We start from the raw sequence: 25,230 nt of genomic DNA, 5'->3' as shown, positions 1-25,230 counted from the left end.
GGCCCGAGGCGCGGGATCAGCCCTTGCGCTTGAGGAAGGCGCCGACCCCGCAGGCCACGGCGATCGCCAGCAGGGCGCCGGCGATGGTCAGGAGGAAATCGGCTTCGCCATGGTAGCCGCCGCCGGTCACGCCGCCGGCAACGCTGCCCATCCAGATCACCGCGGTGACCAGCGTGCCGGTCAGGGCCAGCGCCGTGGCCAGGCACAGCGCGATGAACAGCGGCGTGCGCCGCGCGGGCGCGGGGCCCGTGGCGTAGCCGCCGCGGCCGCGGCGGGGTTGCATCACCATGAAGAACAGCGCCGCAACCACCGCCGCCAGCATCAGGATCTTGACGATCATGATGCCGCCCGCGTCTTAGTCTTCACGGCGCAGGTGCGGGAAGAGGATGACGTCGCGGATGCTGGGGCTGTCGGTCAGCAGCATGACCAGGCGGTCGATGCCGATGCCGCAGCCGCCCGTCGGGGGCATGCCGTATTCCAGCGCGCGGATGTAGTCGGCGTCGTAGTACATCGCTTCCTCGTCGCCGGCGTCCTTGGCCTCGACCTGCGAGCGGAAACGCTCGGCCTGGTCTTCGGGGTCGTTCAACTCGGAGAAGCCGTTGGCGATCTCGCGGCCGGTCATGAACAGCTCGAAGCGCTCGGTGATGCCCTCGCGGGTGTCGGAGGCGCGCGCCAGCGGCGACACTTCGACCGGGTAGTCGATGATGTAGGTCGGGTTCCACAGCTTGGCTTCAGCCGTTTCCTCGAACAGCGCGAGCTGCAGCGCGCCCAGGCCGGCGCGCGCCAGCACCGGGCCGTCGGCGTCGGCGCCCAGCTTCTTGAGTTCGGCGCGCACGAAGGCCGGGTCGTCCAGTTGCGCCTGGGTGTAGCCCGGGGCGTACTTGAGGATGGCTTCGCAGATGGTCAGGCGGTCGAACGGCTTGGACAGATCCAGCTCGCGTTCCTGGTAGGTCAGCACGGCGCTGCCGGTGGCCGAGATGGCGGCCTGGCGGATCAGTTCCTCGGTGAAGTCCATCAGCCAGCGGTAGTCCGCGAAGGCCGCGTAGAACTCCATCATTGTGAATTCCGGATTGTGGCGCGGGCTCACGCCTTCATTGCGGAAGTTGCGGTTGACCTCGAACACGCGTTCGAAGCCGCCGACGATGAGGCGCTTGAGGTAGAGCTCGGGCGCGATGCGCAGGAACATTTCCATGTCCAGCGCGTTGTGGTGCGTGACGAAGGGCTTGGCCGCCGCGCCGCCCGGGATCGGGTGCAGCATGGGCGTTTCGACTTCGAGGAAGCCGGCGTTCAGCATGAACTGGCGGATGCTGCCCACGGCCTTGCTGCGCGCCTCGAAGGTGCGGCGCGTGGCGTCGGTCATGATGAGGTCGACGTAGCGCTGGCGGTAGCGCAGCTCCTGGTCGGCCACGCCGTGGAACTTGTCCGGCAGCGGGCGCAGCGACTTGGACAACAGGCGCGCCGTGGCGGCGTGCACCGACAGTTCGCCCTTGTTGGTCTTGAAGACCGACCCTTCGACCGCGATGATGTCGCCGATGTCCCATTGCTTGAACGCGGCGTAGCTGTCTTCGCCCAGCGTGCCGCGGTCCAGGTAGATCTGGATGCGGCCGGTGCTGTCCTGCAGCGTGGCGAAGCTGGCCTTGCCCATGACGCGCTTGAGCATCATGCGACCGGCGACCTTGACGGTGACGGGCGCGGCGGCCAGGGCTTCCTGCGTCTGGTCGTCGTACTTGTCGTGCAGGGCCGCGGCGCGGGCGTCGGGGACGAAATCGTTGGGATACGCGACCCCGGTTTCGCGCAGTTTGGCCAGCTTGGCGCGCCGTTCGGCGATCAAGCGGTTTTCATCCTGGGCGGTTGCCGGAGCGGTCGTGTGGTCGGTCATGGTCGGGGGATCAGTCGTAATTGCGGATGTCGTCGATTTCGGTGGCGCCGAAATCGTCGCGATCCAGGTAGGCGAGGATGCGGGAAGCCACGTTGGCGGGCGAAGACAGCTTGCCGGTGGCGTGGAAGTCCTGGAACTTGGCCAGCGCCGGGAAGCTCTTGGGATCGCTGGAACGGATGGCGGCCTGCATGTCGGTGTCGACGATGCCGGGGGCTAGCGAGACGACGCGCGCGCCGTTCTCGCCCTGTTCCTGCTTGACCACGCGCGAGTACATGTCGAGCGCGGCCTTGGTGGCGCAGTACACGCCCCAGCCGGCGTTGGGGTTGCGGCCGGCGCCGGAGGAGATGTTGAGCACGCGGCGGTCGGCCTTGAGGTCTTCGACCGCGGCCAGGAAGCGCGCGGTCAGCAGCATCACGGCCGTGACGTTCAGATTGAAGGCGGCGGCAATCGCCGGACCGTCGATCAGCGCGTCGGTGCCGGACACGGGGTGCACGGTGCCGGCGTTGTTGATCAGCAGGTAACGACGGGCGTCGCGCGGCAGCGCGTCGCAGATGCGGCGCGCGGCCGCTTCGGCCGCGGCCAGGTCCGAGAGGTCCACGGACACCTGTTCAAGCTGCGCGTCCTGCGAGCGGGCGTAGGCGGCCAGTTCGGGGTCTTCGCGGCGCGCCAGGGTGATCAGGCGGGTGCCCGGTTTGGCCAGGCCGCGCGCCATGGCGGCGCCGATGCCGCGCGAAGCGCCGGTGAGAATTGCGATGGTGTCGGACATGCGTGAACCCTCGGGGGACGGTGGACGGAAGTATCGCGGAACTTACACGCCTTGCTTGAGGCTGGCCTGGATGAAAGGATCCAGGTCGCCGTCCAGCACTTTCTGCGTGTTGGAGATTTCGACGTTGGTGCGCAGGTCCTTGATGCGGCTCTGGTCCAGCACGTACGAGCGGATCTGGTGGCCCCAGCCCACGTCGGTCTTGGAGTCTTCCAGCTTCTGCTGTTCGGCCATGCGGTTGCGCATTTCCAGTTCGTACAGCTTGGACTTGAGCATCTGCATCGCTTCGGCGCGGTTGCGGTGCTGCGAGCGGTCGTTCTGGCACTGCACCACGATGCCGGTCGGGATGTGCGTCAGGCGCACGGCCGAGTCGGTCTTGTTGATGTGCTGGCCGCCCGCGCCCGAGGCGCGGTAGGTGTCCACGCGCAGGTCGGCCGGGTTCACTTCGACTTCGAAGGAATCGTCGACCTCGGGGTAGACGAACACGCTGGCGAACGAGGTGTGGCGACCGCCCGACGAGTCGAACGGGCTCTTGCGCACCAGACGGTGCACGCCGGTTTCCGTGCGCAGGTAGCCGAAGGCGTAATCGCCTTCGAGCTTGATGGTGGCGGATTTGATGCCGGCCACTTCGCCCTCGGATTCTTCCAGCACTTCGGCCTTGAAGCCCTTGCGCTCGGCGTACTTGAGGTATTGGCGCAGCAGCATCGAGGCCCAGTCCTGCGCTTCCGTGCCGCCCGCGCCCGCCTGGATGTCCAGGAAGCAGTTCAGGGGATCGGCCGGGTTCGAGAACATGCGGCGGAACTCCAGGCTTTCCAGCTTTTCCTGGAAGCCATTGGCGTCCTGCTCGATGGATTCGAGGGTGGCGTCGTCGTTGTCGGCGGCGGCCAGTTCGAACAGTTCGTTGGCGTCGGCCAGGCCCGTGCCGAGCGCGGTGAGGGTCTCGACCACGTCCTCGAGGGATTTCTTTTCACGGCCCAGGTCCTGGGCGTGCTTGGGGTCGTTCCAGACGGCCGGGTCTTCGAGCTCGGCGTTTACGACCTGCAGGCGTTCGGTTTTGGCATCGTAGTCAAAGATACCTCCGTAGAGCCTGTTCGCGCTCCGCGTAGTCGGCGAGGCGGGCTGCGAGCTGGTTCTGACGTTCGGCTTCCATGATGATTCCTGATGACTTTTGTGCGAAACCGGGCATTTTACCGTGTAAGCCGCCGTCCCGTCGGGTCCGCTCGCATGCAGGGGGACGGGTCGGGCGAAAAAAGGTTTCGCCGAGGTTCCGCCCGATTCTGTCGGATCGTTCTAGGGGTTTGCGCGCAGAGGGCATAGTTGTTCAGTTTTTTGTCAACTACCGGGTTCTAGGCTTGGTCTGCCGGCCCATATGTCCCCGCTGGGGACGCGGGACCGGACAAGCTGCCGGTCCATGACCGGCCTATCCCGTCAGAGGAGGAGACATTGATGGAACACACTATGGCCCCCGGGGTCTCGCCGGCGATCCCGGCGGCTGAGGAGGACCGGATCTACCGCAAAGTGGGGTGGCGGCTGGTGCCGCTGTTGGTCGTCTGCTACGTCGTGGCCTACCTGGACCGCGTCAACGTGGGCTTCGCCAAGCTGCAGATGCTGCAGGAACTCCAGTTCAGCGAGACGGTGTACGGGTTGGGCGCGGGGATATTCTTCATTGGCTATTTCCTGTTCGAGATCCCCAGCAACATCATTCTCCACAAGGTCGGCGCGCGGGTCTGGATCGCGCGCATCATGATCACCTGGGGCATCATCTCGGCCTGCATGATGTTCGTGACCAGCGTGCACATGTTCTATTTCCTGCGCTTCCTGCTGGGCGCGGCCGAGGCGGGTTTCTTTCCGGGCATCATCCTCTATCTGACCTACTGGTATCCGGCCGCCCGGCGCGGGCGCATCACCACCTTCTTCATGACCGCGGTGCCGATGTCCGGCCTGATCGGCGGCCCGATCTCGGGCTGGATCATGAATACGTTCCACGGCGACCATGGCCTGTCGGGCTGGCAATGGCTGTTCCTGCTGGAAGGCATCCCGTCAGTGATCATCGGCGTGCTGGTGCTGATCTACCTGGACGACCGCATCAACAAGGCCAAGTGGCTGACCGCGAACGAGAAGGCGGTGCTGATCCGCAACATCGCGGCCGAGGAGCAGCACAAGGAAGACCCGCCGATCCGCGCCGCGCTGGCGCATCCGCGGGTTTGGGCCATGGCGCTGATCTACTTCTCCTTCGTGATGGGCCTGTACGGCGTGGGGTTCTGGATGCCGACGCTGATCAAGAGCACCGGCGTGCAGAGTCCGCTGGCGATCGGGCTGTTGACGGCCGTGCCGAACCTGTTCGCGGTGATCGGCATGATCCTGATCGCGCGCAACTCCGACCGCAATCGCGAGCGCCGCTGGCACGTGGCGATTCCGGCGCTGTTCGGCGCGCTGGGGCTGCTGTTCTCGGCGATCTGGAGCGGCAACACGGTGCTGGCCATCCTGGCGCTGACGGTGGCCAACATCGGCATCTGCACGGTGCTGCCGCTGTTCTGGAGCCTGCCGACCGCGCTGCTGGGCGGCACCGCCGCCGCCGCCGGGATCGCGCTGATCAACTCGGTGGGCAACCTGGCGGGCTTCGTCAGCCCCTACCTGGTGGGCTGGCTCAAGGACATGACCGGCACCACCAACACCGGCCTGTACATGCTGTCGGCGTGCCTGGTGGTCGGCGCGCTGGTGGCGCTGGCGCAGCCGGCCAGGCTGGTCAACAAATAGCGTAGCCGCGCGCGCCGGCCCTGCTGGATGGGGCCGCGAGCGAAACGGGCGCATCCTCGTGGATGCGCCCGTTTTCTTTTGTGGCGCCGAGCGTCATTTGGTCTTGCTTCGAGGCGGCAGCGAAACTTTCCGCCAGTTTTGTGCCGAAAATGCTGAGGAGTATTGCGTCAATGATTCATTCTCGTTGACGCGTTTTCCCCTGGCAGTTTTGCGGCTCTGCCTCGGTCATTCTGACCGCAGCGGCCGCGGAGTTCAAAACCATCATGACCCTTGCTTCCTCGCGCGCCGCTTTCCGCCTGCAGCCCCGGCCAACCCGCAGCCACGCCAAGTCCAGGCGTTTCATTCCCCGCAAAACCACCACCGCCCTCTACGTCGCTCTGGCGCTCTCGGGGCAGGCGGCCGGCGTGCATGCGGCAGAAGTGGCAGGGGAGACGCCCACGAAAACGGCTGGCACGCAGAGCATCCTGCTGACCAAGGACAACACGCCGTTCTTGGCGGCGCAGCCCGCCGGGCTGGATGGCCACAACGGCAGTGCCAAGGAGCAGCCCTATGCGTCCGCGACCGATGGCGAAACGGCGTATGTCTTCACCACGCAAGACGGTTCGCTGCGCGACAACAACGTGGTGCGGGTAAACAGCGCCCTGGTCGGTGGCGCGGCGGGGACCCCGGCCGTCAAGGTTGGCGAAAATGGCGCCCGCGGCGCGGACGCCATTCATGGCAGCAATCTTCGGATTGTCATCGGCGGTGGTTCAGTCAAGGGGGGCGCAGGCGCCCATGGCATGAATGGCCGCGGCGCTGTCGAAGGCGGAGATCCGCCGGTAAAGGGCGGCAATGGCGGCGATGGCGGTGCGGCCATTGTGGGCAGCGACCTGGACATTGTGTTCACCGATTCCACGCCCGCAGGATCAATCAGCGCTGGAACGCCCGGTTTTGGGCGGCAGGGCATTGGCACGGCAGGAGGCGAGGCCCAGGAAAGCGGGGTCCACGGCCGCTATGGGGAGGCTCTCCACTTCACCGGCGGCAACAACCTGCTCACGCTCGAGCGAGGATCCACCATCAACGGCAGCGTGGTGCTGGATGCGCCTGTCGGCTCGTCCAGCAGTTCGCTGCATATCTTGAATAATGCGGCAGAGTGGATTGATTTGAACGGAACGCACCAAACAGGTTTCGCCGACATCAAGCAAGGGCCACAGCGCAGTAAGCTGGCGGCCACCTTGTTTCCCGCCGATGATTCGGCTGCCGTGATAAATCGCATGCGCATGCCGCAACTCGCCATTGGCGAAGGCGCTACGCTGATGGTGTCGGGAACGGGCTTGACGCGGATCGGCGACCTGGTCTTCAAGGATGGCAGCACCTTCTCCGTCATTGCCCGCAGCGCGCTCAAAGGCGACGGCACGAAATCCAGCAATCCGGAAAGTCTGCGGCTCATCCTCAATAACAGCAAGGCCACCATCAGTAGAACCGGCACGACGTTCAACCTGGCCGGCATCACCGACGGCAGCGCGACCGATCAGTTCCTGTTTGTTACCCAGAATCAACTCAATCCGGAAGTCTTTGTCGATGGCGATTTCGCCAAGACCGCCGTCGGCGGCATTGTCGTCACCGATACGTCGCCGGTCGATTATCTGACGTTCGCATCCGGCATTGCAATGGGCGGCGAGCGGACCCAAGAGGAGGTCGATGATGACAAATTCGGCCTCAACCTGTCTGTGATACCGGCCCACCCCATCGGCTACCAGGCCACCTACAAGCTCAGTTGGCTCGAAGACCCCGCCAAGGCGCACGGTACCTTCACGATTGCCGAAGGCGGCGACTTTACCCTGGGCGCGGCGTTGAGCGATATCAAGGACCTTCCGGCGTCCAACAAGTGGGATGGCAAGAGCCTGACCAAAGCCGGCCCGGGTGTGTTGCAGTTGACGGCGGCGAACCTTTACACCGGCGCCACCACGATCTACGGGGGCGTGCTGAAGACCGGGATCGCGGACGCGTTTGCAAAAAGCAGCGAGCTGACGATTGGCCCAAGTGCCACGTTGAACCTTGGCGGATTCTCCCAGGCCGGGAGCGAAGACAGGGCCATCATCAACAACGGCGTCATCCTGTTCAACAGCATGAATGCCGGCAAGACGGGCACAAATTCGGCGAGCCTGACCGGTAACCTGCTCAATGCCGGCACGCTCGATCTCGACAACGGCGACGATACCGTTGGCAAGACGTTGCGGATCATTGGCAATTGGACTGGCAGTACCGACAGCCTCATCAAATTGGCCGCCGCCCTCGGCAACGGCGACGACAGCGTTGCCGACAAAGTCGAAATCACCGGCGCCGCCACCGGCTCCACCAAAGTCCAGGTGCGCAATATCAATGGCGCGGGGACGACAGGCACGACAAACGGCATCACCCTGATCACCGCCGGCGAAGATAGCGCAAGCGGCGCCTTCATCTTGAGCACCGGAACCCTCACCGCCAACGGCCTGGTCTATTCGCTCCTGAACAAGGCCGATTCGGCCAATCAGAAAGTCTGGTATCTGAGCAGCGCCAAGGATAATGATGGCGATGTGCCGGCCCCTCCTGCTCCCGAGCAGCAGACCCCCCCTTCTGCAGGTGAGCACCAGGACACTGACAACGTCATCCGTCCCACGATCGAGGCCGGCACCACGCTGCCCTTCGATTTCTCAAGGGCGCTGACCGCCGAAGAGAAGGCGCAATATGTCGTCAACGCAGACGGGGACATGATCTTCGCCGAGGGCGTCACGCTGGACATGACGATGCCCGGCATCACCGAGGCAGAGAAAAGCGGCGTCGGGATCGCAAGCGTCACCGGGGCCATCAAGGGCGATTTGCCCAACGTCATCCTCAACGGCGCGGCGCAACCCGATTATTTGACAGCCAACGTGTCCAGATCTCCGGACGGCAAGACCCTGCAAGCCGGCTACAAACTCAGTTGGAACGAAACGGCCGATAAGGCGCACGGCACCTTCACCGTTGGCGGCGGCAGCTTCGAGCTCGGCGCGGCGCTGGCCGACACGGGGGCGAACACCAACGGCGCCACGCCGTGGGACGGCAAGACGCTTACCAAGAACGGCCCGGGCACGCTGGTGCTGGCAGCCAGCAACCGCTACACCGGCGACACCATCATCAACCAGGGCGAACTCAAAACCGGCGCCGAAAATGCTTTCTCCACCAGCGCCAATCTGACGATTGCCGCGGATGCCAAGCTCAACATGGGCGGCTTTGCCCAATCCGTGGGCGGCAACACGCACGGCGCCATCACCAATCGCGGCATCATCGCGTTCAATGACAGAGGCGAGGGCAGCAAAGGCGCCAGCCCGATGAGCCTGGCCGGCAACGTCAGCAATGCCGGCAGGCTCGAGCTCGACACCGGCGACAGCACCGTTGGCAAGACCTTCCAGGTCCAAGGCGACTGGTTCGGCGATGTCGGCAGTTTGATTTCCTTGACCGCGGCACTGGCGGGCGATGACAGCAATACCGACAAAGTCGACATCACTGGCGCCGCCACCGGCACCACCAGAGTCAAGATCCGTAATGTCGGCGGCGCGGGGGGCGAAACCACTGCCGATGGCGGCATTACCCTCATCACCACGGGCAGCAGCGTGGCCAATGCTTTCGTGCTGGACAGCCCGGTCACCGCGGGCGGCTACGTCTATAAGCTCAGGCAAGGCAAAAAAGACGCCACCGGCAAGGTTAACGAGGGCATTTGGGTGTTGAGCAGCTTGGCGGACACGTTCATTTCGACGATTCCGTCAACGAAACCGCTCGTCATCACGACAGGGCAGGCGCCCGGCGTCGACAACCTGAAGGACTACATCAATGAAGATGGAAACCTGAATATCGCCGCCGGCGATCCCATCAAGTTGACCGACGCCCATCCGCCCGCTACCAGCGAAGCGTTGGACACGCCTCGGGTGATCCTGACCTTGCCAAATACCGGGCCCGCTGGCAACGATACCAACGGCATCCATCTCAACGGCACGCCCAGCGTCACCGTCTTCGATACGAGCGCGACCGAGATCGATTACCTGACGCCTCGCCTCCAGGTCGCGACGGGCGACGCCAAGAAGCTGGAACTCAGCTACAAGCTCCGTTGGAATGAGGACGACAAGAATAAATCGAGCGGCAACTTCACCATTGCCGAAAACGGCGCGTTCAAACTGGCGACGGCGCTGGCCGATGTGTCGGGGGTCGACGCGGCCACCAATGATTTCAAGTGGGACGGCAAAACCCTGACCAAAAAGGGCGCGGGCACGCTGGAACTGGCGGCCGCCAGCACCTACACCGGCGCCACCACCGTCGAGGCGGGTACGCTCAAGACCGCGATCGTCAACGCGATTGCCAATACCAGCAATGTGACCATCCGTCCTGGCGCCACGCTCAATTTGGGGGCGACGAACCAGAACTTCGCCGGGATCGAGAACCAGGGGACCCTGGTATTCAACGACGTTCAAGCCAACGGGACGCCCGTATCCACGCCGGTCACCCTCAAACTCGGCGCCGCCGGCACGAGGGGCAAGTTCCTCAACAGCGGCACGCTCAATCTCAAGAACTGCGACTCTTGCGCCGTGCAGACCTTTACCATCGACGGCGATTGGGAAGGCAGGGAGGGCAGCGCGGTGATTCTGGGCGCGGTGCTGGGGGGCGACGGCAGTCCCGCCGACCAGCTCATCATTCAAGGCGTGGCCAGCGGCAAGACCGCGGTGACCGTTGAAAATGAAGGCGGCGCGGGCGGCCAGACCGTGGAAGGCATCACCCTCATCACCGTGGCCGAAGGCGCGAGCGGCACCGATACCTTCGTGCTTGCCAACGACGTCACCGCGGGCGGGTATGTCTATTCGCTCAACAGCAAGGAAAATGCCGACAAGAAAGCCAACGGTATCTGGTATCTGACCAGCGCCAAGCGACCGTCGGCGGGCTCCGACGACATCAGGAATCACAACGTCAGCCCCTTGTTCGGCGCCTACGCCAGCAACCTGCTTGCGGCGAACACGCTGTTCAACACCAGCTTGAGCGATCGCGAAAGCGGCGAATCCGTCGACCCCGTCACCGGCGCGCGCGGCCGCGTCTGGGCCAGGGTCGCAGGGGGAACCACGCACGGCATGATGTTCGACGGTGCAAACCGCTTCAGTGCCGACCGCAGTCTGCTGCAATTGGGGGGCTCGATCATCGCTGGCAGTATCAACGGCCAGGATGCGTGGCGCGTCGGCCTCATGGCGGGCCATGGTCAGCAACGCAGCAAGACCCGCAACGCCGCCACCGGCAACGCCCGGGGTCAGGTGGACGGCTATAGCGCTGGCGTGTATGGCACCTGGTATCAGGACGGCCAAAGCCACCGCGGCGGCTACGTCGATGGCTGGCTGCTCTACAACTACTTCGACAATAGCGCTGAAGGCAGCGGCCTCAAGGAAAAATACAAGGCCGACGGCATGACCGCCTCGATCGAAGCCGGTTATGCCATCGACGTGGCATCCTTCAGCAATGGTGGCGGCCGCGAACACCGCCTGCGCGTGCGGCCGCAAGCGCAGATCATGTACGGCGGCGTCAAGGCCAGGACTTTCGTGCAGCAGGACGCGGGCCCGACCACGGTCAAGGGGGAAGGCGATGGCAATATCCAGACGCGCCTCGGCGCGCGCCTGGCCATGGTCAGCAGCTCGGCCACCGCTGGCGCCAGCGTTGCCGGCCAGGTCGAAACCGCGCTTGAATTGAACTGGTTGCACAACACCAACAAGTACGGGGTCACGATGGGCGCCAATCGCAACTGGATGCTTGGTGCGGAAAACGTCGGCGAAGCCAGGATCGGCGTTTCGGGCAACCTCAGCGACAACCTTGCGCTGTCAGCCAACGTCACCCATCAACAGGGCGACCACGGCTACCGGGACACCCAGGGCGGCCTGAGCCTGAAGTACCGGTTCTGAGCCGGGAAGGGTGCGCCCAGCCAGCCTGGTCGCACCCTCATGGCTGCAAAGGGGGCACAGCCAGTCCGCGCGGCGGGCGCCGGGCGGGCAACATCACCCGGCGTGTTCGATCACCAACTGCACCGACACCATTCCGTTCCACACGTTCTGCTCCAGCCGGTAGGCCGCCTGGATGTGCTCGGGCAAGGACTGGTCGTGGCCGAACCAGATGGCATCGAAGCGCTGGTGGCCGCGTTCGAGCGACAGTTTCAGGTGCTTCTCGCCGACCAGTCGCTGGTTGCGCACCACGAATTCGTCCAGGAACAGCGGCGCGGCGAAACCCGCGCCCCAGACCTGTTGTTGCAGCAGGCCGGCGACCTCGGCGTTGGCGTAACCGGATTCGAGCGAACCGTCGGTCTCGATGACCGGCTCGAAGCTGTCGCGTCCGGTCAGTTCGCGCACGGCGGCGTCGAAGGCGGGGGCGAAGGCGGGGAAGTCCTGGCGGCCCAGCGTCAGGCCGGCCGCCATGGCGTGGCCGCCGAACTTGCGAATCAGGTTGGGGTGGCGCTTGGACACCAGGTCCAGCACGTCGCGCAGGTGCACGTCGGGAATCGAACGGCCCGAGCCGCGGATCTCGTCGTCGCCGGCCGGCGCGAAGGCCAGGGTGGGGCGCCAGAATTTCTCTTTCAGGCGCGAGGCCACCAGGCCGACCACGCCCTGGTGCCAGCCCGGGTCGAACACGCAGACCGTGGCGCCGGGCGCGGCGTCGGGCGCTTCCATGGCCGCCATGGCCTGTTCGCGCATCTCGGCCTCGATGGTGCGGCGCTCGCGGTTGATGTTGTCCAGCTCGCGAGCCATCTCCAGCGCCTGGGCCTCGTCGTCGGTGGTCAGGCAGGCGATGCCCAGGCTCATGTCGGCCAGACGGCCGGCGGCGTTGATGCGCGGGCCCAGCGCGAAGCCCAGGTCGAAGCCATTGGCGGCGCGCGGCTCGCGCCCGGCCACGGCGAACAGGGCGCGCAGGCCGGGCTGCAGGCGGCCGCTGCGCATGCGCTGCAGTCCCTGGGTCACCAGCAGGCGGTTGTTGGCATCGAGCTTGACCACGTCGGCCACCGTGCCCAGCGCCACCAGGTCGGACAGCGCGTCCAGGCGCGGCCCGCCATCGGGGGCGTAGACGCCGCGGCGGCGCAGCTCGGCGCGCAGCGCCAGCATCATGTAGAAGATGACGCCGACGCCGGCCAGGTTCTTGGACGGGAAGCCGCAGCCCGGCTGGTTCGGGTTGACGATAGCCAGGGCGTCCGGCAGCGTGTCGCCGGGCAGGTGGTGGTCGGTGATGACCACGCCAATGCCGGCGGCGTTGGCCGCGGCCACGCCGTCGACGCTGGCGATGCCGTTGTCCACGGTGATGATGATGTCGGGCTTGCCGGCGCGATGGCGGCAGGCCAGCTCGACCACGGCGGGCGACAGGCCGTAGCCGGTCTCGAAGCGGTTCGGCACCAGGAAGTCGACATCGGCGCCCATGGCCGACAGGGCGCGCAGGCCGACGGCGCAGGCGGTGGCGCCGTCGCAGTCGTAGTCGGCCACGATCAGCAGCTTCTTGCCGGCCTGGATGGCGTCGGCCAGCACGCCGGCGGCGTGCGCCGAGTGCGTCAGGCCGGCCGGCGGCAGCAGCGCGGGCCAGGCCAGCTTGGTCTGGTCGGGATGGGTGACGCCGCGCGCGGCCCACAGGCGCGCCAGCAGCGGGTGGATGCCCGAGGCTTCCAGGGCGTGGCAGGCGGCGAGGTCGGCGCGGCGGACGGTTAAGCGGGGTGAGACCACCAGGCGCTCCAGTTTTTCTTGGGCGCGGGCAGCAAGCCGAGCAGGCCCCCGCGCGGTTTCAGGGTGAGGGTGGCGCTGCGATCGTCGCCCAGCAACAGCAGTTCTGCGGGCTGGTCCGGCAGGCCCTTGGGGCCGGCCAGCGCTTGCAGGCGCTGCTCGAGCGCGGCCAGGGCGTCGAGCCAGGCGGCCCAGTCGCCCGCGCGTTGCGCGGCATCCAGTTCAGTCATGACCTGTTCCGGGCCGGCCGGGCGCATGGCCCACGGCGTGCCGCCGCCATACAGCCACAGGGCGTTGACGGGCGGCAGGCCGCGCGCGGCGCGCGATTCGTTGGCGGGATGCTCGTGCCAGGACATCTGGATCTCGTTGAGCAGCCGGCGCCAGGGCCGGGATTCGGCATCCTGGCGCCACCAGTCGTTCAGGCGCTGGCCCGCCACCGCCAGCGGGCTGGCGGTCTGGGGCCGCAGGCCGTCCGGCAGGCGCAGGCGCCAGCGGGCGGCCGTCAACGGTTCGACGGCAAAGCCGGTGTCTTCGAACAGCGGACGGGCGGTCTCCAGCAGCGCGGCGGTCTCGGCGTCGCGCAGGTCCATCTGGGTCGGGTCGAGCAGGGTGGCCTGGTCGGTGCCCAGGGCCAGGTGGACCAGTTCGGCCAGCCAGATGGGGCCGTCGCCGGCCTGGCCGTCGGCCAGCAGCGGGCCCAGTCCGGCGCCCGGCAGCAGGCCGGGTTCCGTGGCGTAGCCGGCGCGGCGCAGTTGCCAGGCTTCGAACGCGGTACAGCCCTGGGTACGGATGTCGTGGGCCTGGACTCGGGCGCTGCCGGCCTGCAGCCAGTGGTGCAGGGTGGGGGCGCGCTCGGGCAGCAGCTTGGCCAGTTCTGCGGCGACGGGAAGGGCGGGCAGGGCGCCCGGGATGACGATCAGCATGGCCAGGATTGTAGTCGCTGGCCGGACCCGGACCCAGGCCGGGAACTAAGCCCGGCCCCGACTGCCATAGCTTGTCACGGCTTGTCTTCCATTCCCGCATTCCGGGGACGGTTTTGCGGCCGGTTAATGCCATAATGCGCTCGTGCTGAAAATACCCTACGAACTCTGGATCGGCGCCCGCTATGCCGGGTTGGCCCGCATCCGCCAGCGACGCGGCCGCCGCGATCGCTTCATCTCTTTCATCGCCGCCAGTTCCATGGCAGGCATCGCGCTGGGCGTCGCCGCCCTGATCGTGGTGCTGTCGGTCATGAACGGCTTCCAGAAAGAGGTCCGTGACCGCATGCTGTCGGTGCTGCCGCACATCGAGCTCTACATCCCGGGCGCCGCGCCCGAGCGGGTGCTGGAGCAGTGGCAGCAGTTCGCCGACGCCGCCAAGCGCAACCCCGAGGTCAAGGCCGGCGCGCCATTCGTGGCGGCGCAGGGCATGCTGGTGCGCGGCCAGGCCTTGCGCGGGGTGCAGGTGCGCGGCATCGACCCGGCCACCGAAGGCAACGTCTCGGACCTGCCGCGGCAGATGGTGGCGGGCAAGCTTGCCGACCTGAAGCCGGGCGGCTTCGGCGTGGTGCTGGGCAACGAGCTGGCCGACGGCATGGGCGTGAAGGTGGGCGACACCTTGCTGATGCTGGCGCCGCAGGGCTCGATCAGCCCGGCCGGCTTCGCGCCGCGCATGCGCCAGTTCACCGTGGTCGGCGTGTTCTCGTCGGGCCACTACGAATACGATTCCTCGCTGGCCTTCGTCGACAACGACGACGCGGCCAAGGTTTTCCGCGACAGCGGCACCGCCGGCGTGCGCCTGCGCATCGCCGACATGCAGAAGGCGCCCGAGGTGGCGGCCGAGCTGCGCAACGTGCTGCCGCCGTACGTCATGGCGAGCGACTGGTCGCGCAACAACCGCACCTGGTTCGCCGCCGTGCAGACCGAAAAGCGCATGATGTTCCTGATCCTGGCGCTGATCGTGGCGGTGGCCGCGTTCAACCTGCTGTCGTCGCTGGTGATGGCGGTCAAGGACAAGCAATCGGACATCGCCATCCTGCGCACGCTGGGCGCGGGGCCGGGCGAAGTGGCGCGCATCTTCCTGGTGCAGGGCGCGCTGATTGGCGTCATCGGCACGCTGCTGGGCGTGGCGGGAGGCATCGTGATCGCCTACAACGTCGACGTGATCGTGCCGTTCATCGAACGCCTGCTGGGCGTGCATTTCCTGCCGCGCGAGATCTATTTCATCAGCGCCTTGCCGTCCGACCCGCAGGTGGGCGACATCGTGACCATCGGCGTGACCTCCCTGGTGCTGTCGCTGCTGGCGACCTTGTATCCCAGTTGGCGCGCCTCGCGCCTGCAACCCGCACAGGTGCTGCGCCATGACTGATACCGTGACTCCCGCGCTGCAGGCGGACAACCTCGTCAAGATCTATGACGAGGGGCCGGCCCGCATCGAGGTGTTGAGCAACGTCAGCCTGAGCGTGGCGCGCGGCGAAATGGTCGCCATCGTCGGCGCGTCCGGCTCCGGCAAGAGCACGCTGCTGCACATCCTGGGCCTGCTGGACGTGCCCACCAGCGGCTCCGTCTCGGTCGACGGCCATTTGGCCGTCGGGTTGTCCGAAGCGAAGAAGAGCCAGGTGCGCAACCGCAGCCTGGGCTTCGTCTACCAGTTCCACCACCTGCTGCCGGAATTTTCTGCGCTGGACAACGTGGCCATGCCGCTGATCGTGCGCCGCGAGAACCGCGACAAGGCCCGCGAGGCGGCGCGCGAGGTTCTGGGCCTGGTTGGCCTGGCGGCGCGCGAAGGGCACTTTCCGGGGCAACTGTCGGGCGGCGAACGCCAGCGCGTGGCGCTGGCGCGCGCGCTGGTGACGCGGCCGGTGTGCGTGCTGGCCGATGAGCCCACCGGCAACCTGGACCGCCATACCGCGCACAACATGTTCGAACTGCTGACGCGGGTCAATCGCGAGTCGGGCACGGCATTTGCGATCGTGACCCACGACCCCGAGCTGGCGGCGCGCGCCGACCGTCAGTTGCTGATGGAAAACGGCCGGCTGGTCTCGGGCTGACGCCCGCGGCCGGTCCGTGGGCCGGGCGGCGCGATGATTGTGCAGGAAACCCGGGCAAGGAGGCCGCGCCCATGCTGATCGACACCCATTGCCACCTGGACGCCGCCGAGTTCGATACCGATCGTAGCGAGGTCATCGGACACGCGCTTGAAGCCGGCGTCCAGGCCATCGTCATTCCCGCCATCGAACGGGCCAATTTTGCCGTCGTGCGGGAGCTTGCCGGGCAGGTGGCCGGCGGCGCCTACGCGCTGGGCATCCATCCTCTTTATGTGCAGCGCGCCGACGATGCCGATCTGGACGCCCTGCGCGACGCCATCCGGCAGTCGCTGGGCGATCCCCGTTTCGTCGCCATCGGCGAGATCGGACTGGATTTCTTCGTGCCGGAAATCGCCTCGGGCGAGCCGCGCGCGCGGCAGGAGCGTTTCTACGCCGCCCAACTGGCCATGGCGGCGGAATTCAAGCTGCCGGTGCTGCTGCACGTGCGCAAATCGCAAGACATCCTGCTGAAGTACCTGCGGCGCCACGAGCGTATCGGCGGCATCGCGCATGCCTTCAATGGCAGCGCGCAGCAGGCCCAGGCCTTCGTCGAACAGGGCTTCGCGCTGGGGCTGGGCGGGGCCATGACCTACGAACGGGCATTGCAGATCCGCCGCCACGCCACCGACGTCGACCTGCGCCATCTGGTGCTGGAGACCGACGCGCCGGATATTCCCCCGGCCTGGCTGCATCCGCCGCAGCGGCGCAACCGGCCCGGCGAGCTGGCCCGCATCGCCCAGGTGCTGGCCGGACTGCGCGGTATCACGCCGGCGCAGGTGGCGCAGGCGACCACGGCCAATGCGCTGCGGGTGTTGCCGCGGCTGTCGGCCGCGATCCTGGCCGACGACTGATCCCTGACTATTGGTGCCCGGCGACTGATTCCTGACGATTGGCGACGCGGCCGCGTGGGTCAGGCGGCCATGCGCGGCAGCTCGATGCGCACGCTCAGCCCGTGCGGGGCGGCGTTGCGCGCCGAGATGCGGCCCTTGTGGGCCGCCACGGCGGCGCGCGCGATGCTCAAACCCAGGCCGGCGCCGCCGGGGGGCGCGTCCGCGGCGGGGGCGCCCTGGTAGAACGGTTCGAACAGATAAGCCAGTTCCTTTTCCGGCACGCCTGGGCCGTTGTCCTCGATTTCCAGGCAGGCTTCGCCGGCGTCGGCCAGCAGGCGCACCTGGATCGCGCCGCCCGCCGGCGCGAAACGCAGGGCGTTGCGCAGGACGTTTTCGATGGCGCTGGCCAGGCTGTCGCGGTCGGCCGCGATGCGCAGCGGCGGCGGACGGTGCCAGCCAATGGCGATCTGGCGTTCGCCGGCCTCGAAGCGCGCATCCTGCACCACGTCGTCGACCACGTCCGTCAGGTCCAGCGTATCGGTGGGCAGGGGCAGGGCGCCCATGCGCGCCAGCCGCAGCGTGCTGCCCACCAGCGTGTCCAGGCGCTCGCATTCGCGTTCCATGCGGTCCAGTTGCAGGTCCTGGCGCTCGTCCTTGCGGCGCGCCAGTTCCACGCCCAGGCGCAGGCGCGCCAGCGGCGAGCGCAGTTCGTGGGCGATGTTGCGCAGCAGTTGCTCGCGCGTATCGACCAGCGCCTGCAGGCGGCCGGCCATGGCGTCGAAGTCGCGCGCCAGCAGGCCCAGTTCGTCCTGGCGCCGCGACAGCGCGCCGGGGGTGCGGGTATCGAGCCGGCCGGCGGCCAGGGCGCGCGCGGCGCCGCGCATTTGGTCCAGCGGCGCGGCCACGTGGCGCGTCAGCGCCCAGCAGAAAGGGGCGGTGATGGCCAGCGCGAACAGCAGCAGGCCCAGCGCCACCGGCGTCAGTCCCAGCACTTCCCAGTGCGAGGAGTCGAACGGCAGGAACAGCATCAGCAGTTCACGGTTGTCCGGCAATGTCAGCAATTGCGGATCCCACCACGATACGCGCAGCGCGGCCGGATCGGCTGGGACTTCGATGGAGGCGGCGATCAGGCCTGGATCGGGCGCGGCGCGGAAGGCCGCCAGCCAGTCGTCCAGGCGGGTCGGCAACCGGCGGCCGAGGATGTCGCGATCGTGCGTGTCGACGATATAAATCTTGAGCGCCGAATAGCGCGCGTCCATGGCCTCGACCCAGCGCCGCAGGCCGTCGGCGCCTTCGCCGCGCGCGATCTGGGCCGCGTCGCGCGTCAGGTTGCCGGGGTTCAGGCCGTCGAGCGAATCGACGCGGTACCAGGCCACCACGGCGGTCAGCATCATGCCGCAGACCGTGATGACGGCCATTGCGCCCCAGAAGGTCAGGAAGGCGCGCCAGAACAGGGAGCGGACGGGCAGCCCGCGCATCAGGCCGCGCCGGCCAGCACGTAGCCCAGACCGCGCAGGTTGCGGATGGCGGGGGCGTCGCCGGCCTGGTCCAGTTGCAGTTTCCGGCGCAGGCTGCTGATGTGGGTGTCGATGCTGCGGTCGTAGCGATCGGCGGCGCGGCCCAGCGCGTACAGGCTGATCTGTTCGCGCGGCACCACTTGGCCCGGGGTGCGCATCAGGACTTCGAGGACGCGTTGCTCGGCGCCGGTCAGCAGCACTTCCTGCTCGCCCAGGCGGGCGCGGCCGCTGGCGGCGTCCAGCGATAGCGCGCCGACGTTCAGCTCGGGCGGGGAGGGATCGGGCTTTTCCTCGAAGCGGCGCAGCACGGCGCCGATGCGGGCCTTGAGTTCGCGCGGACCGAAGGGTTTGGCCAGGTAGTCGTCGGCGCCCAGTTCGAGTCCCAGCACCCTGTCGGTTTCACCGCCGTGGGCGGTGAACATGATGACGGGGCGGCGCGAGTGGCGGCGCAGATGGCGCAGCAGATCGAGGCCGCTGCCGTCCGGCAGCATCAGGTCGAGCAGCACCAGATCGAAGCAATCTTGCATTGCAAGTGGCAGACCTTGGGCGCTGTTGTGCGCCAGGGTCAGTTCGATGTGGCCGGGCTCTAGGTACTCGCGCAGCATCAATGCCAGGTCGACGTCGTCGTCGATCAACAGGATGCGGCGCGTTGCCATGGGGGAGGGTATGGGCATGCGCTTGGGTTCTGTTGCCACGGCAGCATAGCGGGTCGCCGGCGGCAGAAGTGTCAAGAAGTGCGAAGAAAGTAAAAGTTGCGGAAAGCGTGTTGCAGCTCACGGTTTGCCTCAATTCTAATATGAGAATAGTTTTCATTAAAAATTGAAGCGGAGCGGGGCTGCGCGCGGGGCGCGGCCCTTCCGGGACGGGAGAGTCTGAAATCATGAGCTGCAACGATCTGGCCGCGCGCCGCGCATTCGGCCCGCGTACCGGCCTGGCTGTCGCCTTGTGCGCCAGCGGCCTTGCCGCCGGTCATCCGGTGTTGGCGCAATCGGCCCCGCCGGCCGACGCCAGGACGCTGGATACCGTGGTGGTGACGGCCAGCGGCTACGAGCAGCAGATCCAGGACGCGCCGGCCTCGATCAGCGTGATCACGCGCCAGGATCTCGAAAAGAAGTTCTACCGTGACGTCACCGACGCGCTGGTCGAAGTGCCGGGCGTGGTGGTCACCGGCGGCGGCGACCGCCAGGACATCAGCCTGCGCGGCATGGGCCCCAAGTACACGCTGATCCTGATCGATGGCAAGCGCCAGAACTCGCGTGAAACCCGCACCAACTCCGATTCCGGCGGCGTCGAAGGCGGCTGGACGCCGCCGATCTCGGCCATCGAGCGCATCGAGGTGGTGCGCGGGCCGATGTCGTCGCTGTATGGTTCCGACGCCATGGGCGGGGTGATCAACATCATCACCCGCAAGGTGCCCAACGAGTGGGGCGGCGAAATCCGCATGGACACCACCATCCAGGAAAGCAGCAAGTCCGGCGACATCTACCAGGGCAACTTCTACCTGGCGGGCCCGATCAAGAATGACCTGCTGGGCCTGCAGATCTACGGCCAGGCGACCCAGCGCGACGAAGACAGGATCGTCGACGGCTACCGCAAGCGCAATGCCACCAACATCACGGCCAAGCTGGCGCTGACGCCTAACCGCGACCATGACATCGTGCTGGAAGCCACGTCCAGCCGCCAGAAGTACGAGAACACGCTGGGCAAGACCGTCGCGCCGCTGGCTCCCGGCGTGGCGTGCCCGCGCAACGGCTGCCCGGCCTCGTCGGAAACCGATTACCGCAGCAACAAATGGGCGCTGTCGCACACCGGCCGCTGGGGTTGGGGCGTGTCCGACAGCTACGTGCAGCAGGAAGAGTTCGACAACCGCTCGCGCCAGATGAAGATCAAGAACCTGGACCTGCAGACCAGTTGGACGCTGCCGCTGGGTTCGCACATGCTGACTCTGGGCGGCACCTACCTGACGCAGCGCCTGACCGACCAGACCGGCAACCAGCTCGCCGGCGGTCCCAGCAAGGTGGAGCGCTACCAGTGGGCGCTGTTCGCCGAGGACGAATGGCGCCTGGTCGAAAGCTTCGCGCTGACCGGCGGCCTGCGCATGGACCAGGACGAGAACTTCGGCAGCCATTTCAGTCCGCGCCTGTACGGCGTGTGGCACATGGCCGAGCGCTGGACCCTGAAGGGCGGCGTGTCCACCGGTTTCCGCGCGCCCGACCTGCGCCAGACCGTGGCCGGTTGGGGGCAGGTCAGCCGCGGCGGCAACATGTACGGCAACCCCGACCTGACGCCCGAGAAGTCGGTGACCCAGGAACTTGGCCTGCTGTATGACGACGGCGAGGGCTTCAATGCCGGCCTGACCCTGTTCAACAACAACTTCAAGGACAAGATCACCCGCGTCGCCTGCCCGCTGTCGCAATGCACCGACGGCCCCAACCAGTTCGGCTCCAATCCCACCACCTACATGAACGTGGACAAGGCGGTGTCGCGCGGCGTCGAGGCCAACCTGAAGCTGCCGCTGGGCCGCGACTGGTCGCTGACCAGCAGCTACACCTTCACCAAGTCGGAACAGAAGTCCGGCCAGTACCAGGGCCAGCCGCTGAACCAACTGCCCAAGCACCTGTTCACCACCACGGTCAACTGGCAGGCCTCCGACGCGCTGGAAGCGTGGGCCCGCGTCAACTACCGCGGCAAGGAAAGCCAGCCGATCACCGGCCCGTCCTCGACCTCGCTGGTGGCGCCGTCGTACACCTTCGTCGACCTGGGCGGCTCGTATGCCGTGAACAAGAAGGTGTCGGTGTACGCCGGCATCTACAACCTGTTCGACAAGCAGGTCGGGTACGACGACTACGGCTACGTCGAAGACGGCCGCCGTTATTGGCTGGGCGTGGGCGTGAAGTTCTGAGCCCGCGAGCAACGACCGGGACGCGCCGCCGCCTGGCGGCATTCCCGCAACCTGGAGAGACAAGCATGACGATGAAGCAAACCTTGGCAGGGCGCGCCGGCCGCTGGCTGGCGTGTGCCACCACGGCCCTGGCCCTGGGCGCCGCCAGCGCCCCGAGCCTGGCCCAGGACGCGGCCCGGAGCGTGCCGGTCAAGCACGCGCGCGGCGAGACCGCCGTGCCGTCCAACCCGGCCAAGACCGTGGTGCTGGACCTGGCGGTGCTCGACACCCTGCACGCGTTGGGCGTGGACGTAGCCGGCGTGCCCAGCGCCGCCAAGCTGCCGCCGCAGCTCGCCCAGTACGCCGACAAGCGCTACCTCAAGGTTGGCAGCATGTTCGAGCCCAACTACGAGGTGATCCACGCGGCCCAGCCGCAGGTGATCTTCGTGGCCGGCCGTTCGGCGCCCAAGTACGACGAATTGGCCAAACTGGCGCCCACGGTCGACCTGACGGTTGACGCCAAGGACCTGGTCGGCAGCGTCACGCGCAACACCGAAACGCTGGCCGCCATCTATGGCAAACAGACCCAGGCCAGGGAAAAGCTGGACGCGCTGCGCGCCTCGATCGCGGCGCTGCATGGCCAGGCGGGCAAGGCGGGCACCGCGCTGATCGTGCTGACCACCGGCGGCAAGATGAGCGCCTATGGTCCCGGCTCGCGCTTCGGCGTGATCCACGACGCGTTCGGCTTCGCGCCCGCCGCCAAGGACCTGAACGTGTCGAACCACGGCCAGGCGATCTCGTTCGAGTTCATTGCCCAGACCGATCCCGACTGGCTGTTCGTGATCGACCGCGACGCCGCCATCGGCCGCGAAGGCGCCTCGGCCCAGCGGATGCTTGACAACGACCTGATCCGCCCGACCAAGGCCTGGAAGCAGCAGCGCGTGGTCTACCTGAACGGCTACAACTGGTACCTGCTGGGCAGTGCCGGCCTGACGGCCATGCAGCAGAACGTGGACGATATCGCCCGCGCGCTGTCCGCGGCCAAGTAAGCGCGTGGTCCATCGGATGGCAGTGGAGTCGGCCGGGTGAAGCAGGGCGGGATGATGACCGGCTGGGCCGGGCTGGCGGCCTTGTTGCTGCTGTTGCTGTCGTTGTGCGTGGCCAGCGTCAGCCTGGGCGCGGGGTCGTTTTCGTTCGCCGCGCTGGCCGGCGGGCCGGACGCCGAGCGCGCCTGGCGCCTGCTGCTGGTCAGCCGCGTGCCGCGCACGCTGGCCCTGCTGCTGGCCGGCATGGCGCTGGCGGTGGCCGGGCTGATCATGCAGATGCTGGTGCGCAACCGCTACGTCGAGCCGACCACGGCCGGGACCGTCGAGTCGGCCACGCTCGGCATCCTGGTGGTGACGCTGCTGGCGCCGGACACGCCGGTGATCGGCAAGATGCTGACGGCCACCGGCTTCGCGCTGGCGGGCACGTTGCTGTTCCTGGCGCTGCTGCGGCGCGTGCCGCTGCGCACGCCCTTCATCGTGCCGCTGATCGGCCTGATCCTGGGCGGCGTGATCCATGCGGTCACCACCTTCGTCGCCTATCGCTATGACCTGCTGCAATCCCTGCATGCCTGGACCACCGGGGATTTCTCCGGGGTGCTGCGCGGCCGCTACGAACTGCTGTGGATCGGCTTTGCGCTGGCGGCCGCGGCCTATCTGGCGGCGGACCGCTACACCGTGGCCGGCATGGGCCGCGAGTTCGCCGCCAATCTCGGCCTGAACCACGCGCGCCTGACGCTGGTGGGCCTGCTGATCGTGTCGGCGATTTCCGCCGTGGTGGTGGTGACCGCCGGCGGCATTCCATTCCTGGGCCTGATCGTGCCGAACGCGGTCAGCCTGATGCTGGGCGACAACATGCGCCGCGCGATTCCGTGGGTGGCGATGCTGGGGGGCGTGTTCGTGCTGGCCTGTGACATCATCGGCCGGCTGGTGATCCATCCCTACGAGGTGCCGCTGGGCACGGTGGTGGGCGTGGTGGGCAGCGTCCTGTTCCTGTGCCTGTTGCGCAGCCGGGGAGCGCGCCGTGGCTGAATCCGTGTCGCGCCTGTTGCCTTCGCCGCAGGCCTGGCGCCTGGCGCTGCTGGCCACGGCCGCGTTGCTGTGCGTTGTCGGTTTCATGACGCTGGGCGCCAACGGCCAATGGGCTTTCGTGCTGCCGTTCCGGGGCGGCAAGCTGGCGGCGATGCTGCTGGTGGCCTACGCGGTGGCGGTGTCGTCGGTGCTGTTCCAGACCGTGACGCACAACCGCATCCTGACGCCGGCCATCATGGGCTTTGACGCGCTCTACCTGCTGATCCAGTCGGTGGTGGTGTTCGGCTTCGGCCAGGCGGCGGGCGCGGTCAACCATCCGGTGGCGGCCTTCGAGCTGGAAGTGTGCGCGATGACGGCCTTCGCCTGCCTGCTGTTCCGCTGGCTGTTCACGGACGCCGTGCGCAGCCTGCATTTGATGATGCTGGTGGGCATCATCTTCGGGCTGCTGTTTCGCAGCCTGTCCAGCTTCGTGGTGCGCCTGATCGACCCGAACGAATTCCTGGTGCTGCAGGACCGGATGTTCGCCAACTTCAATTCAGTGCGCACCGAACTGCTGCCGATCGCGCTGGCGGCTGTGGCCGCGGCGACGCTGCTGGTCTGGCGCATGCGGCGCCGCTACGACGTGCTGGCGCTGGGCCGCGAGATCGCGCTGAACCTGGGCGTGGACTACCGCCGCACCTTGTTGCTGACGCTGGCCGCCATCGCGGTGCTGGTGTCGGTGTCCACCGCGCTGGTGGGGCCGGTGACGTTCTTCGGGCTGCTGGTGAGCAACCTGGCCTATCAGGCGATGAGGTCGGACCGGCACCGACACACCGTGCCGGCCGCTGTGCTGCTCAGCGTGATCTTCCTGGTCGGCGGGCAGACGCTGCTGGAGCGCGTGCTGCAACTGAGCACCACGGTCAGCGTGGTCATCGAATTCGTGGGCGGAGTGATGTTCCTGGCCCTGATCTTGCGCAGGGGACGCCAATGATCGATATCCAGCAAGTCAGCAAGCAATACGGCGACAGCGTGGTCGTGGACCAGGTGTCGCTGGCCTTGCCGGCCGGCGGCGTGACCGCCATCATCGGCCCCAACGGCGCCGGCAAATCGACGCTGCTGTCGATGATCAGCCGCCTGTTGCCGATGTCCGCCGGCCGCATCCAGGTGGACGGCCTGGACGTGACGCGCAGCGACAGCCGCGAACTGGCGCGGCGCCTGGCCATCCTGCGGCAGGACAACCACCTGCCGCTGCGCCTGACGGTGCGCGACCTGGTGGCATTCGGGCGCTATCCGCATTCGGGCGGCCGCCTGACACTGGACGACAAGGTCCATATCGACCGGGCCATCGCCTACCTGGACCTGGGACCGCTGGCCGGCCGCTACCTGGACGAGATGTCCGGCGGCCAGCGCCAGCGCGCGTTCGTGGCGATGGTGCTGTGCCAGGACACGCGCTATGTGTTGCTGGACGAACCGCTGAACAGCCTCGACATGAAGCACGCCGTGGCCATGATGGGCACGCTGCGGCGCGCCGCCGACGAACTGGGCAAGACCGTGGTGCTGGTGTTGCACGACATCAACTTCGCGTCCAGCTATGCCGACCGCATCGTGGCGATGAAGGCGGGCAGGGTGGCGCATTGCGGCACGCCCGCCGAACTGATCCGTCCCGAGGTGCTGGGCGACCTGTACGAATTGCCGATCGACGTGCACGAAATCGGCGGCAAGCGCATCTGCGTGTATTACCGCTGACGGTCGCGGGGAGCGCGCTGG

At 67.1% G+C, this 25,230-nt stretch carries 18 protein-coding genes; 10 read left to right on the top strand and 8 right to left on the bottom strand.

Features of this window, described 5'->3' with window-relative positions; all coding sequences use genetic code 11:
- Positions 1–16: 16 nt before the first annotated feature.
- The 4 genes from AAID08_RS17380 to prfB all read right to left on the bottom strand — a co-directional run bounded on the left by AAID08_RS17380 (position 17) and on the right by prfB (position 3,792).
- The gene (locus AAID08_RS17380; protein ID WP_049073202.1) at positions 17–340 is read right to left on the bottom strand and encodes a hypothetical protein; all 324 of its coding nucleotides are present in this window, start codon (positions 338–340) and stop codon (positions 17–19) included.
- 15 nt (positions 341–355) lie between these two features.
- Positions 356–1,879 (bottom strand): lysine--tRNA ligase, encoded by a 1,524-nt coding sequence (lysS, locus tag AAID08_RS17375; RefSeq protein ID WP_054445149.1) that lies wholly within the window; start codon positions 1,877–1,879, stop codon positions 356–358.
- A gap of 10 nt (positions 1,880–1,889) precedes the next feature.
- Positions 1,890–2,645: an SDR family oxidoreductase gene (locus AAID08_RS17370; RefSeq protein WP_064525916.1), complete on the bottom strand. Its 756-nt coding sequence runs from the start codon at positions 2,643–2,645 to the stop codon at positions 1,890–1,892.
- A 42-nt stretch (positions 2,646–2,687) separates the two neighbouring features.
- Positions 2,688–3,792 (bottom strand): peptide chain release factor 2 gene (gene prfB / locus AAID08_RS17365; RefSeq protein WP_155755545.1). Its coding sequence is split into 2 segments (ribosomal slippage): positions 2,688–3,710 and positions 3,712–3,792, totalling 1,104 coding nucleotides; the frame shifts between segments, so codons are not numbered across the junction.
- Between the two features lie 296 nt (positions 3,793–4,088).
- Here prfB and AAID08_RS17360 point away from each other — a divergent pair.
- Positions 4,089–5,399 (top strand): MFS transporter, encoded by a 1,311-nt coding sequence (locus tag AAID08_RS17360; RefSeq protein ID WP_064525912.1) that lies wholly within the window; start codon positions 4,089–4,091, stop codon positions 5,397–5,399.
- Between the two features lie 263 nt (positions 5,400–5,662).
- On the top strand, positions 5,663–11,326 hold the full coding sequence (locus AAID08_RS17355) for an autotransporter outer membrane beta-barrel domain-containing protein (protein WP_064525910.1): 5,664 nt from the start codon (positions 5,663–5,665) through the stop codon (positions 11,324–11,326).
- Between the two features lie 93 nt (positions 11,327–11,419).
- Here AAID08_RS17355 and recJ read toward each other — a convergent pair whose 3' ends face one another.
- Positions 11,420–13,120, bottom strand: a complete 1,701-nt coding sequence (recJ, locus tag AAID08_RS17350; protein WP_054502166.1) for a single-stranded-DNA-specific exonuclease RecJ — start codon at positions 13,118–13,120, stop codon at positions 11,420–11,422.
- A complete protein-coding gene (locus AAID08_RS17345; protein ID WP_054502167.1) occupies positions 13,102–14,040 on the bottom strand; it encodes a hypothetical protein in 939 nt (312 codons plus the stop codon). Before AAID08_RS17345 ends, recJ begins: the two co-directional genes overlap by 19 nt.
- A 190-nt stretch (positions 14,041–14,230) precedes the next feature.
- Here AAID08_RS17345 and AAID08_RS17340 point away from each other — a divergent pair, with 190 nt between their 5' ends.
- The 3 genes from AAID08_RS17340 to AAID08_RS17330 all read left to right on the top strand — a co-directional run bounded on the left by AAID08_RS17340 (position 14,231) and on the right by AAID08_RS17330 (position 17,032).
- The gene (locus AAID08_RS17340) at positions 14,231–15,463 is read left to right on the top strand and encodes a lipoprotein-releasing ABC transporter permease subunit (RefSeq protein WP_231132972.1); all 1,233 of its coding nucleotides are present in this window, start codon (positions 14,231–14,233) and stop codon (positions 15,461–15,463) included.
- Complete coding sequence (locus AAID08_RS17335) at positions 15,456–16,145, top strand: ABC transporter ATP-binding protein (RefSeq protein WP_054502169.1); 690 nt, start codon at positions 15,456–15,458, stop codon at positions 16,143–16,145. Before AAID08_RS17340 ends, AAID08_RS17335 begins: the two co-directional genes overlap by 8 nt.
- A 71-nt stretch (positions 16,146–16,216) precedes the next feature.
- Entirely contained in the window at positions 16,217–17,032 is an 816-nt protein-coding gene (locus AAID08_RS17330; RefSeq protein ID WP_064525907.1) for a TatD family hydrolase, read from the top strand.
- Between the two features lie 59 nt (positions 17,033–17,091).
- Here AAID08_RS17330 and AAID08_RS17325 read toward each other — a convergent pair whose 3' ends face one another.
- The gene (locus tag AAID08_RS17325) at positions 17,092–18,489 is read right to left on the bottom strand and encodes a HAMP domain-containing sensor histidine kinase (protein WP_144657955.1); all 1,398 of its coding nucleotides are present in this window, start codon (positions 18,487–18,489) and stop codon (positions 17,092–17,094) included.
- Complete coding sequence (locus tag AAID08_RS17320) at positions 18,489–19,184, bottom strand: response regulator transcription factor (protein WP_082401902.1); 696 nt, start codon at positions 19,182–19,184, stop codon at positions 18,489–18,491. The genes AAID08_RS17325 and AAID08_RS17320 overlap by 1 nt, the downstream gene beginning before the upstream one ends.
- A 224-nt stretch (positions 19,185–19,408) precedes the next feature.
- Here AAID08_RS17320 and AAID08_RS17315 point away from each other — a divergent pair, with 224 nt between their 5' ends.
- From AAID08_RS17315 to AAID08_RS17295, 5 genes are all read left to right on the top strand, one after another.
- Complete coding sequence (locus AAID08_RS17315; RefSeq protein ID WP_395756708.1) at positions 19,409–21,430, top strand: ligand-gated channel protein; 2,022 nt, start codon at positions 19,409–19,411, stop codon at positions 21,428–21,430.
- 65 nt (positions 21,431–21,495) lie between these two features.
- The gene (locus AAID08_RS17310; RefSeq protein WP_395756707.1) at positions 21,496–22,458 is read left to right on the top strand and encodes a siderophore ABC transporter substrate-binding protein; all 963 of its coding nucleotides are present in this window, start codon (positions 21,496–21,498) and stop codon (positions 22,456–22,458) included.
- Positions 22,459–22,512: 54 nt separating this feature from the next.
- Positions 22,513–23,484: an ABC transporter permease gene (locus AAID08_RS17305; protein WP_395757828.1), complete on the top strand. Its 972-nt coding sequence runs from the start codon at positions 22,513–22,515 to the stop codon at positions 23,482–23,484.
- Positions 23,477–24,454, top strand: a complete 978-nt coding sequence (locus tag AAID08_RS17300) for an iron chelate uptake ABC transporter family permease subunit (RefSeq protein WP_395756706.1) — start codon at positions 23,477–23,479, stop codon at positions 24,452–24,454. Before AAID08_RS17305 ends, AAID08_RS17300 begins: the two co-directional genes overlap by 8 nt.
- Entirely contained in the window at positions 24,451–25,209 is a 759-nt protein-coding gene (locus tag AAID08_RS17295) for an ABC transporter ATP-binding protein (RefSeq protein WP_395756705.1), read from the top strand. The genes AAID08_RS17300 and AAID08_RS17295 overlap by 4 nt, the downstream gene beginning before the upstream one ends.
- Positions 25,210–25,230: the final 21 nt, after the last annotated feature.

This window comes from Achromobacter sp. EB05 (assembly GCF_044232075.1).
GTDB classification, from domain to species: domain Bacteria; phylum Pseudomonadota; class Gammaproteobacteria; order Burkholderiales; family Burkholderiaceae_B; genus Achromobacter; species Achromobacter dolens.
This window is presented reverse-complemented; position numbering and strand designations above follow the sequence as displayed.